At 71.0% G+C, this 11,267-nt stretch carries 9 protein-coding genes; 5 read left to right on the forward strand and 4 right to left on the reverse strand.

Translation table 11 applies throughout. The features are described 5' to 3' along the window. Nucleotides 1-108 precede the first annotated feature (108 nt). Nucleotides 109-444, reverse strand: a complete 336-nt coding sequence (locus tag ABZU75_RS42215; RefSeq protein WP_355567682.1) for a TraR/DksA C4-type zinc finger protein — start codon at nt 442-444, stop codon at nt 109-111. 319 nt (nt 445-763) lie between these two features. Beyond that, nucleotides 764-1,138, reverse strand: coding sequence for a hypothetical protein (locus ABZU75_RS42220; protein WP_355567685.1), 375 nt, complete (start codon nt 1,136-1,138; stop codon nt 764-766). A gap of 195 nt (nt 1,139-1,333) precedes the next feature. Between ABZU75_RS42220 and ABZU75_RS42225 the strand changes: the two genes are divergently transcribed. Continuing rightward, nucleotides 1,334-1,834: a GNAT family N-acetyltransferase gene (locus ABZU75_RS42225; protein ID WP_355567688.1), complete on the forward strand. Its 501-nt coding sequence runs from the start codon at nt 1,334-1,336 to the stop codon at nt 1,832-1,834. 57 nt (nt 1,835-1,891) lie between these two features. On the opposite strand, the gene ABZU75_RS42230 is transcribed toward ABZU75_RS42225, so the two are convergent. Together ABZU75_RS42230 and ABZU75_RS42235 are read right to left on the reverse strand one after the other, a co-directional pair. Continuing rightward, the gene (locus ABZU75_RS42230) at nt 1,892-2,200 is read right to left on the reverse strand and encodes a GNAT family N-acetyltransferase (protein ID WP_350914504.1); all 309 of its coding nucleotides are present in this window, start codon (nt 2,198-2,200) and stop codon (nt 1,892-1,894) included. 297 nt (nt 2,201-2,497) lie between these two features. Beyond that, a complete protein-coding gene (locus tag ABZU75_RS42235) occupies nt 2,498-4,948 on the reverse strand; it encodes a M14 family zinc carboxypeptidase (RefSeq protein ID WP_355567692.1) in 2,451 nt (816 codons plus the stop codon). A gap of 598 nt (nt 4,949-5,546) precedes the next feature. Between ABZU75_RS42235 and ABZU75_RS42240 the strand changes: the two genes are divergently transcribed. The 4 genes from ABZU75_RS42240 to ABZU75_RS42255 all read left to right on the forward strand — a co-directional run bounded on the left by ABZU75_RS42240 (nt 5,547) and on the right by ABZU75_RS42255 (nt 11,229). Continuing rightward, nucleotides 5,547-8,237, forward strand: a complete 2,691-nt coding sequence (locus ABZU75_RS42240) for a LuxR C-terminal-related transcriptional regulator (protein WP_355567695.1) — start codon at nt 5,547-5,549, stop codon at nt 8,235-8,237. A gap of 3 nt (nt 8,238-8,240) precedes the next feature. Continuing rightward, a complete protein-coding gene (locus ABZU75_RS42245) occupies nt 8,241-9,119 on the forward strand; it encodes an alpha/beta fold hydrolase (protein WP_355567698.1) in 879 nt (292 codons plus the stop codon). Between the two features lie 229 nt (nt 9,120-9,348). Then, nucleotides 9,349-10,023 (forward strand): hypothetical protein, encoded by a 675-nt coding sequence (locus tag ABZU75_RS42250; RefSeq protein ID WP_355567701.1) that lies wholly within the window; start codon nt 9,349-9,351, stop codon nt 10,021-10,023. A gap of 3 nt (nt 10,024-10,026) precedes the next feature. Beyond that, nucleotides 10,027-11,229, forward strand: coding sequence for a copper amine oxidase (locus ABZU75_RS42255; RefSeq protein ID WP_355567704.1), 1,203 nt, complete (start codon nt 10,027-10,029; stop codon nt 11,227-11,229). Nucleotides 11,230-11,267: the final 38 nt, after the last annotated feature.

Raw genomic sequence — 11,267 nt, forward strand, 5'->3', positions numbered from 1 at the left:
GCCGGCCCCCGGCCCCCCCCCCCGGGGGCGGGGGCCGTCCGCGCGGCCCCCGGGGGGGGGGCGCCCCCGCCCTGGCGGGGGGCGCCCGGGGGGCGGGGCCGCCGGGGGTCAGCGGGCCTCGTGGCGCCGCTGGCAGGCGATGCAGTACCGGGCGAGCGGACGGATCTTCAGCCTCTCGAAGGGGATGTCCGCGTTGCAGCCGGCGCACCGGCCGTAGGTGCCGGCGTCAAGGCTCTCCATGGCCCGTCTGGTCTCCGCGAGGTCGCGGCCCGCGGCGGCGAGGGCGACGAGCTCGTCCTGCCGGGACGCGACCTCCCCGTCCTCCACCGAGGCTTCGAGCTCGTTCACCCGGGTGGTACGCCACAGGAGCTGCTCGTCCAGCTCCTCGCGGATGATCCGGGCCTGCACGCTGCTGAGACGGGTGCCCTCACTGTTGACTGACATGATCGGAAGTCCTTTCCAAAGCTGAGAACGCCAAGCGGCGCACGTGGCCGCGCTCGTCATCGAGTTCGCCCGGCGGGGCCTGGTCGCGGCCTCGCGGGCATGGCGTGAAACGGGCCGGGTACGGCCCGATGGAACCTGCGGGGTATCGGCCGGAGCGGGGGTGTGCACAGAGCCGCGGCCGTTCCACGACTCTGTCCGGTGACACGCGGACACGGCGGACGGCAGAGCGCGCACCCGGGTGTTCGGTGAACACCGGCGCGCGTACGCCACCCGCCGGTCGAGCGCGTGGCCCGACAGGTGGTGAAGGGGAATGGATCGGCTAGATCAGGGGCGGGCTGCGCGAGCCCGAGGTCCGGTGAGTGGCCAGCTGGGGGCTGCGCACCATGTCCGGATCCCGCCACGCGGGGGACAGGAGCGGTAACAGGTTCGCCAGATCGGAGGCGGAGCGCTGGTGCAGCCGCCGGAGGGCCGGCAGGTGCTCGAAGGCGCCGGCGGATGCCCGCGGCATGGTCGACGACTGTTCGAGCCAGTTCCCGGGCTCCCAGATGTCGCCGATCGCTCCGGCGGACCGCTGGACGGGGCCGCCGCCGTACGAGGCCGGGGCCAGGGCGGCGAGCAGCAGGGCGGCCAGAACCAAGCCCACCACCACGGACAGGGCGGTGGACTCACGTGGGGTTCGCCACGAGGTCGCCATGCTGCCGACCATAGCCCAACCAGCGAAAACAGGCACACGCCCAGTCCGGTGCCCCTGGACTCGCCGATCCCGGACCCGCCGGCGAGCGGTGGAACCGGCCCCTTCGTCCGGTCCGGCCAGGAAGATCTGCCGGAACCCGGCCCCGGCAAGCGGCAGTTCAGCAGCTGCCAAGGCGGGCGCGTCAGGCTGTTCCGTATGTCGTTCCTACCAAGAGCCCATGAGATTCCCGCGGGTGTGGAGCATGAGCGGTTCCGCATCCGGCCCATCACGGTGCACGACGCGGTGCGTGACTTCGACGCCGTGATGAGTAGCGCCGCCCGGCTGCGGGAGCGCTTCCCGCTGTGGGGCGGCTGGCCGCTCGACGACATGACGCTGGAGGACAACCTGATCGATCTGGCCTGGCACCAGAAGGAGGCGCTGCTGCGCAGGTCGTTCAACTACGCGGTGATGAGCCCCGACGGCTCCCGCCTGCTCGGGTGCGTCTACGTCGATCCCCCGGAAAGGCAGGGGGCCGACGCCGACGTGTCGTTCTGGGTACGGGCCGACGAGGAGGGCACCGGCCTGGAGGAGGAGCTGGAGCCGGTGGTCCGCGCCTGGTTGCGCGAGGCGTGGCCGTACGCCTCGGTCCGCTGGCCCGGCAGGGAGATCTCCTGGCGGGAGTGGGATCTCCTGCCGCCATACCCTGGAGGATCGTGAGAGCGGGATCGGGGCGGCGGGAATCCAGCACCGGATGGGGTTCGCCGCTCCGTCCGTTCAGTCGCTGACCCGGCTGCGGTTCTGGTAGAGGAGATCGGCGTACTCGGGGTGGCGGCTGATCCAGGCCAGGTAGAAGGGGCAGGTGGCCAGCACGCTCAGCCCCGACTCCCGCGCCGCGTCCAGAGAGACGCGAACCAGCGCGGAGCCGATTCCCTTGCCCTCGTGGACCGGGCCGACCTCGGTGTGCACGAACGCGATCAGATCCGGCGTGCGGATGTACTCCGCGAACCCCACGACCTCGGACCCGCCTTCCAACCGCGCCTCGTAGCGGCGTGCCTCGGGCGCGTCGGTGACCTTGACCGTCATATGTCCTCCTCGGCTTCGATCGCGTTCGGCCTCCCCGGCCCGGCACGGCCGGGCGGAGCCGTCCGCGATCGGTGAGATGTCAGCTGGGGCAGCCCGAAGGACTGGTACGGACGAATGTAGCCGACCGTGTCCCATGCCTTATCGCCCCGCCTTCCCGTCCGGCTGACAACCGGTCAGGTCGCCGGGCCGGCACCGTACCGGAGCAGGACATCGGCAGAGCCGTCCCATGTGCCGGTGGTGCGGCTGAACGACGGCCGCCGGTCGGTGGACCGGCGGCCGTGCGAACGTCAGGCGGGGTCAGCGGGCGTCGCGGACCTTCACCTTCTCCTTGCGGAAGTTGTTGCCCTTGCCGTCCGGCTTGTAGTTGTTCTCGACGTTGCCGGCGATGTCGACGGCGAACCAGCGCACCTCGGTGGTCTTGTCGATCGTGATCTGCTGCGCGCTCTCACGCATTCCCGCGGCGGCGAGCTTGGTGGAGCTCAGCGTCGGGCGGCTGCCGTCCAGCGTGTAGTACACGTTGGCGGGCTCGTCGGTCTCGAAGGTGAACGTGGCCGAGGTGCTGGTCTGCCCCGTCACGCTCAGCTCCGACTTCGGCTGCTTGTTGTCGTCGGAGAAGGACCTGGCGACCTCCAGGATGCCGATCTGACCGGCGGCGAACTCCATCGCCTCCTCGTGGCCCTCCTCGAACGGCGGCTGGAAGCCGACCGCCTGGAAGCGCTTGGTCTCCGGGTTGTAGACGTCCGCGCCGACCTCGAAGTCCCAGCCGATGATGCCCCGGTTGTACCAGTGCTCGTCGGCGCTGTTACCGGCCGCGGAGTACAGCACGTCCGTCACCGGACCGGTGCGACCCGGCCAGATCGCCGTACCGCGCCAGGACTGGACCGCGGACAGGATGCGGTCGGAGGCCTTCCAGAAGAAGTTCTCCGTGCCGTAGTCGACCCGCGGCAGCAGCTCGCGCCCGGCGGCCTTGTAGGCGCCCGGAGGCCACATGAAGTAGCCGCCGTAGGAGTGCGTGTTCATCGCGAACCTGATGTTCGGGTACTGGTTGGTGAGCCAGACCTGGTTGCGCGCCTCAGGCTCGGACAGCTCGGCCGGGCCCGCGAAGGTGTCGCTGGTGCAGACCGTCGAGGCGCCACTGTAGCCGTCGAACACCGACCCGACCGAGAAGTTGCGGTTCAGGTCCACGCCCCAGGAGTTGCGCCGTGCCGGGTCGCCGTTGGTCGCGTCACAGTGGTTGAACATGTTGCGGCGCTGCATGTTGTAGTCGTACATGCTGTAGTGCCCGCCGTCGGGGTTGGACGTGGGCATGATGAAGATGTCGAGGTCGTCGACCAGCTTCTTGGTCTGCCCGTCACGGGCGTAGTTGCGCAGCAGCCGCTCGGCGGTCTCCAGGCAGACCAGCGGGGTCACCCATTCGCGGGCGTGCTCCTGGCAGTAGAGGAACACACCGGTCTTCGAACCGTCGCGCTTCTTGCCGATGCGCAGCACCTTCGTCTGGAACGGGTCGCGCGAGACGGTGGCCGGCGCCTTGAGGTTGTCGGTCAGCTTCGTCGCCGCGGCGGCGGCGACGAGGCCGGTGCCGGCGTTGCCCCGGTAGGTGGCGGCGGTCAGCAGCGCCGACGCCGCGCCGTTGCCGTTGAGCGCCGTGACCACCTGGGCGGCGGTGCTGTTGATCGCACCGGACGCGTCGGTGCCGAGGCTGACCACGACGTCCTTGCCGCTCACCGACACGCTCAGCGCGCTGGAGGGGGCCTCGGGCTTGACCAGGGCGACGCTGATGTCGTTGCCGCCCTCGTGCCCGTACGCCTTCGAGGTCACGTAGAGCGTGCTCGCCGCGACCGTGCCGAACTGGGCCTGTGCCGCCCGGCGGTAGCCGTTCGTCTTGTTGGGCAGGTCGACGATCTGGCTGATCTTCGGGAACTCCGCGGCCAGGGCGGTGATCCGGTTGGTGAGCTCGGTGGGGTCCATGTAGCGGTCGACGAAGTCCGCGACGTAGTGCTTGCTCGGCGCCTTGCGCCTCTCACCCAGCCACTTGGTCACCGGGACCGTGACCGAGCCGCCCCGGTTGCTGGTGATGGTGACCTTGGTGGGGACCGCGGTGAGAGCGATGGGCGAGCTGAAGCGGTGGTACATGTACTGGCCGGCGTCGGTGAAGCGCGACATCGTCGTGGTGCCGCCCGAGTCGGGGGCCGTGTTCTTCCCGCTGTCCCAGGTGGCGGTGAGCACGGTCTGCGCGTCGGTGGCGCTCGACTTGACCTCCACCGAGAGGAAGTGCTCGTTGTCGAGGCTGGTGAACCACTCGGCGCGGAGCGGGGTCAGCGTGTCGACGTCCGCCGCCTCCGCCTGCGCCGCCTTGGTGAGCGCCTCCTGCCGTGCGGCCCTGTTCTCGGCCACATCGGCCTGGTCGGAGATGGCATCACGCACGTCGAAGCCGAGGACGCGCAGTTCCTGAGCCTCCTCCGGGCTCAGTACGGCGTGCACCTCCAGACCCTCGTCGACGGGCCTGCGGTACTCCGCGAGGTCGACGCCCATGTTGTTGAGCCGGTCGATGGACTCCTGGTCGGGAACGATGACGCGCAGCAGCGCCACGCCGTTCTGCTCTGTGCTGGACTGCCGGTCGGGGGCGACCTCACTGGCCTGCGGCGCCGGATCGGCCAGCACAGGCATCGCGCTGAGGCTGAGGGCAAGGGGCAGGGCGAGCACGACCGCGGCGCGACCGACTCTCCTCCCGTTGAGGGGGCTCCTCATGAAAAATTCCTCCAGTTCGCGCACACCCCAGGTAGTTGGTCATTCTGGAATGAAGTGCGCAATTGGCAAGAATCCTCGCCAGAGGCCGAATATTCGTCAAGGCCCCAAAAGGGCATATCAGGCGTGCTTAAATTCTGTAAGCAAATATTCACATGAAGGTTATATATGACTTATGCCATTCATCCCAGGACTGTGGTATATAGCAAAGATCAATAGCCTGTCAAGTAAGTACATCGCGTAATTGATGACTGTTTGGGGGATTTGTAGCCCTTAGTGCATATATGTCGTGATCGGCGACCCCTGTCGTCGGCCCCACCGCCGACCGGCGCCTGCCGGCGAGGCGCTTGGGGGCATCAGCCATGCCCCGAACCCTCTCACAAACATTTCTCAAAACAACCTCGGTCGAGGACCTGAGTGAGAACGAGTCATGAGAGGGATTCGAGGCTGTCGGCCGTCCGGTGCGGCGTTTTGGTGATCTTCTCTCGGAATCGAGTGTCTGTGAGAAGCGGCTCTGTGCGGGACGGGGCAGCGTGGCGGCCTCCTACAGTGGGTGTTTGTGCTTTACGGCAGATCTGCGGAAATCAGCGCACTCGACGAGGTGATCGCACGGGCTCGCGACGGTTCCGGCGGCGCGGTGGTGTTGCGGGGCGGGGCAGGCGCGGGCAAGACCGCCTTGCTCGACGCGGCGGCCGCGCGCGGTGGTGCGATGCGGGTGTTGCGGGCCACCGGCGTTGAGTCCGAGTCCGACCTCGCGTTCGCGGCGCTGCACCAGGCGCTGTGGCCGGTGGCCGGTTCGCTCGACGCACTGCCCGAGCCGCAGCGCGATGCCGTGCGCGCGGCCCTGGGGCTTGCCGCGGGCAGTCTCGGCGATCGGTTCCTGGTGGGGGCCGGTGTGCTCTCGCTGCTGGCCGAGGCGGCCGCGCCGGACGGGCTGATGTGCGTGGTCGACGACTTCCAGTGGGTCGACCGGGCCTCGGCCGATGCGCTGCTGTTCGCCGCCAGGCGGTTGGGGACGGAACGGATCGCGATGTTGTTCGCCGTACGCGGGGAGGCTCCTGTCAAGGGCGTGCCGCTGACGGTGGACGTGCGCGGTCTGGCCGAGTCCGCCGCGGCCGAGTTGCTGGAGTCCCGCCACGGTGTGCTGCCCGCCCAGGTGAAACGGGAGCTCGTCACGCTGACCGGCGCGAACCCGCTCGCCCTGGGTGAGATCGCCGCCCGCCTGACGCCCGCGCAGCTCGCCGGGCGCGAACCGCTGCCCGATCCACTGCCCGCCGGCGCCCGGCTCTTCGGCGATCGGGTGAGCGGGTTGTCGGCCGCTGCCCGGCTGGCCGCCTTGGTCGCCGCCGTAGAGGCCGACCTCGATCTGGTCCTGCGCGCCGCTGAGCGGCTGTTTGCCGAGCAACCGGTACGGCCTGGCGCGAACGCGGCCCGATCGGCCTCATCCGGGCCGGGGACGGAGGTCGGGGCCGGGCGGGTGGCGTTGGCCGAGCTGGAGGAGAGTGGGCTGGCCGAGGTGTCGGGCACGAGCGTGCGTTTCGGTCATCCGCTCATCCGATCCGCGGTGCACGAGGCGGCCGGCGCCGCCGATGTCCGCCGCGTGCACGCCGTTCTGGCGAAGCTGACCGCGGATGACCGCCGCGCCTGGCACCTGTCCGGAGCCGCCCTGGGTCAGGACGAGCAGGTCGCCGCTGCGCTGGTGGCCGCCGCGGAGCGGGCGCGTGACCGTGGCGGGTACGGCGCCGCCGCCACGGCCCTGGCCAGGGCCGCCGAGCTGACCCCCGAGCCGCGCGCCCGTGCCGTCCGCCTGAAGGACGCCGCCGTCGCGGCCTGGCTCGGCGGCCGCCCGGGACAGGCGGAGTCGCTGCTGGCCGAGGCGCGCGAACGGGCCGGCGGGGACGCCACCCTCGCCATGGAGATCGCCCAGCTCCGGGGCCGGTTCGAGCTGAACTCGGGCAACGCCGCCGAGGCCGTACGGATCCTGGCGGCGGGTGACAGCTTGGACATGCTGGCCGATGCCGTGGAGGCGGCCTCGTACGTCGGTGACACGGCGGCCATCGTCGAGCTCGGCCGACGGGCGGCGGCGCACCCCGAAGGGTTCTTGCGGGACACGGTGGCCGGGATCGGCCTGACTCTGGACGGCGACGCCGCCGGGCCGGGCCTGCTGCGGCGGGCACTGGTGCGGGCCGGCGAGCTGGAGGACGCGGCGGGGTACCTGTGGGCGACGGCCGCGGCCAGCGCTCTGGGCGAGTCGGATCTGGCGACCGAGATGGCCGAGCGGGCCGGGCGAGTGGCCAGGGTGTCGGGGATGACCGGGCAGCTGCCCGTCGTACTGGAGTTCGTGGCGACCGCAGAGCGTATCGGCGGTCGGCTGGCGCGCAGCCAGGCCGTCTCCGAGGAGGGCCTGGCGCTGGCCCGGGAGGCCGGGTACGAGAACACGGTGGCCGCACACCTGGCCAACCTGGCGGTGCTGGCGGCGCTGCGGGGTGAGGAGGAGCCCTGCGAGCGGCAGGCCCGCGAGGCGCTGGCCATCGCCATCCCGCACCGGGTGGGATTGCGCGCGGGCGTTGCGGCGTACGCGCTGGCGATGCTCGACCTGTGCCTGGGCCGCTACGCGGCGGCGCACGACCGTTTCACGGCCATCGCCGCGGCGCGACCGGGCGCCGGGCATCCGACCGTGGTGTGGCGGATGGCGCCGGACCGCGTCGAGGCCGCCGTGCGCGCGGGCGACGAGGCGGGCGCGCGGGCGGCGCTGGAGGCGTACGAGCAGTGGTCGGCGCACGCCGCGACGCCCGAATCGCGCGCGCTGCTGGCTCGCTGCCGGGGCCTGGCCGACTCCTCCGAGGACGCCTTCGGCGAGGCGCTGCGGCTGCACACCAACCCGTTCGAGGCGGCCAGGACGGCCCTGCTGCTGGGTGAGCGTCTGCGCCGCGCGCAGCGGCCGGGCGAGGCACGGGCGCATCTGCGGACGGCGTGGGAGACGTTCGAGCAGGCGGGTGCCCGGCCGTGGGCGCGGCGCGCGCTGGAGGAGTTGCGGGCGGCGGGAGAGAGCGGGCAGGCCCCGCCCGCGCCCGTGCTCGACGCGCTGACCCCGCAGGAGCTGCGCATCGCGGGCCTGGTCGCCGACGGGTTGTCGAGCAGGCAGATCGCCGCCCGGCTCTTCCTGAGCCCGCGCACGGTCGAGTACCACCTGTACAAGATCTATCCGAAGCTGGGCATCGGCTCCCGTACGGATCTGGCGCGGCTAGTAGTTCTACAGAAGGCGCCCGTAGCCGGAGACGACATGCTCTGAGGCATGCAAAACGTGACCATCTGGAGTGAGGAGTTCGGCGCCGAGACGGACGCGCCGATCCTGTTGATCATGGGTTCGATGTCGCAGGGCATCCTGTGGCCGGACGAGTTCGTCGGCCGCCTGACCGCCGGAGGCCGCCGGGTGATCCGGTACGACCACCGTGACACCGGCATGTCGGGCACCGTCGACTTCGCGACCGAGCCGTACACGTGGGACGACATCAAGAACGACGTCTACCGTGTGATGGACGCCCACGGATTGGACGGCGCGCACCTGGTCGGCCACTCGGCGGGCGGGCTGCTCGGCCAGTTCGTCGCCGTGGAACGGCCGGAGCGGGTGCGCTCGCTGACCGTCATCGCCTCCTCGCCGCTCGGCGGCGGCGAGGGCCAGGTGCTCCTGCGGGCCCTGACGGGGCAGCCACAGCCCGAGGGGAGCCTGCCCGAGCCGGCGCCGGAGTTCGTGGCCTTCTACCGCGCGCTGATGGCCGCCCCGCCGCCGCAGGACCGGCGCGCGCTGATCGACGGCATGATCGCCGAGCAGCGCGTGCTGCACGGCACCGGGCTGTCTTTCGACGAGGACGCGGCGCGCCGGCTGCAGGAGCGGATCCATGAGCGGGCCCGCGACCTGTCAGCGGCGGCCAATCACCGGCTGGCCGCAGCGGCCAACCCCGATTTCGAGCCGGTGGGCGTGCTACACCGGGTGAAGGCACCCACCTTGGTCATCGAGGGCAGCCACGAGCCGGTCAAACCGGGTCACGGCGCGATCATCGCCGAGCAGATCCCGGGGGCGCGGCTGACGATCGTGGCGGGCATGGGGCACACACTGCCGCCCGAGGCGCACGAGGAACTGGCCGCCGCCATCCTCGCGCACACAGCAGAGTGACGCGCGTTCCTGATCGACGACGAGCCGTTCGACGCAGAGCAAGGGCATCGAGCACCGGGCCGCCCCCCAGATGCGGCACGGACGGCAGCCGGGCCCCCAAGAAGGCCATCAAGTTCCACAAAGCTCAGTAACACCCACTAAAAACGCAATACGCCTTTAGACCCGCCACCTCCCTCCCCGATCGCTACCCTTCGCAATGAAAAGTCAACGGTGAGTAAAGAGGGCACTCATGGGGCGAAGGTTGATCGTGACGGCGATCGCGGGGGCGGGGGTGGCCGTCGTCGCCGGTGCGCTGCTGTTCGTCTCCGGCGAGCAGGGGTCGCAGGCGGCGAGGTCCGCCCCGCAGATGCCCGCGCGGGAGGATCCACTGACCGGTCAGGAGGTCGCCCAGGCCACCACGATCGCGTCGGCGGGCTCCAGATCGCACCTGGCCGCGGGGCGGATCAAGCTGCTCTACGTGGAGCGCGACGACGACAAGGACACCTCGGACCGCCGCCGTGCGGACGCGTATCTCTACGACTACGGCAGTGACCGGCTCATCGTGCGGACCGTCGACCTCGGCCGGGGCACCGTCGTGCGGGAGACGGTGGCCCGGGGGGTGCAGCCGCCGCCGTCGAAGGAGGAGGAGACGACGGCCGCCGGGCTCCTGCTGGCCCACCCGGGATACGGCAAGGTCGCGCGCGAGGCGTACGCCAGGGCGGGGGGCGGGCAATTGAGGTCGGCGGCGGACCTGGGGCTGCGCGGGCTGATCTTCACCCCGTCCGGCGAGAAGGGACCGGCCAGGCGGTGCGAGGTCCACCGGTGCCTGCGGCTGTTCGTCCGGCTGCCCGACGGCACCTGGCTGGACACCAGCCGGCTCATCGTCGACCTGTCCGCCAAGAAGATCCACACCCTGGAGTGGTAATCAGTGTTCCTCCGCTTCGCCCTCTCCTGCGCCCTGCTCGCCGGAACTCTCACCGCCCCACAGGCCGCACCGATACCGCCGCCCCCCTCGCCCGGTGCGTCGTCCGGCGCTCCGGCGGAGACGACCGCCGCGCAGCCCGCGACGGCACCGTGTAACGCGCCGTACCGGATCGACAAGACCCTGCCCAACGGGGCGCGCTGGCAGCTCTGCTGGGAGATGCGCAACGTCGAGGGGCTGACCCTGACCAGGGTCGTCTACACGCCGAGGAACCAGCGGGCGATCGCCGTGCTGCGCAGCACCTCGCTGGCCCAGATCCACGTGCCCTACGACAGGGGCCGGCCGCGCTACCACGACATCGGGTCGCTGGGCTACACCGCCATCCCGCTCCGGGCGGCCGACTGCCCGCTCGGCGAGCGTCGCGAGCAGTTCGTCTGCGTGACCACCAGGGCCCGCGGCCACGCGTACCTGAAGTCGGTCCCCGACCAGCCGAACCTGACGGCCCAGGGGCGTGACCTGGTGGTGTTCGCCGCCTTCCAGGTCGGCTGGTACACCTACCTGGCCGAATGGGCCTTCTCCGACGACGGCGCGATCACCCCGCGGGTGGGGGCCACCGGGTCACTCGCCGGATTCACCACCACGCCGGAGCACGGCTGGCCCATCGGGGTGGGCGACGACAAGTTCGAGGCGAGCCACACGCACAACATCTTCTGGCGCCTGGACTTCGACGTGGCGGGCCGGGCCGACGACGTCGTGGAGCAGTACGACTTCAGCGGCTCGGGCACCGCGAACCGGCGGCTCGAGCGGACGACGTTCAGCACGGAGACCAAGGCCGTCAGCAGGCCGATGCGCTGGTGGCGGGTGGTGGACCGCAAGGTGCGCAACGCCGACGGGCACCGCGTCTCCTGGGAGATCAACAACTCCGACAGCGCCCAGTACCGGGGCCCCGCCGACGAGGCCTTCACCCGGGCCGATCTCTACGTCACCGACTACCGCTCCTGCGAGCGCCTGGCGAGCGTCAACCCGACTCCCCAGTGCGCCAGGTCCGTCGACCGCTACACCAACGGCGAGCGACTGACCGACCCGGTCCTGTGGGTCAACGTCGGCTACCACCACGTCCCCCGCGACGAGGACGCCGACCCCATGCCGAGCCACTGGCAGGGCTTCCGCATCACCCCCCGCGACGTCACCGCCAAGAACCCGTACTGACGCCGCCGGGCATCCGGGCCGGGCGAGGCGCCCGGCCC

It is taken from the genome of Streptosporangium sp. NPDC005286 (assembly GCF_040607515.1).
In the GTDB taxonomy this organism is placed as follows: domain Bacteria; phylum Actinomycetota; class Actinomycetes; order Streptosporangiales; family Streptosporangiaceae; genus Streptosporangium.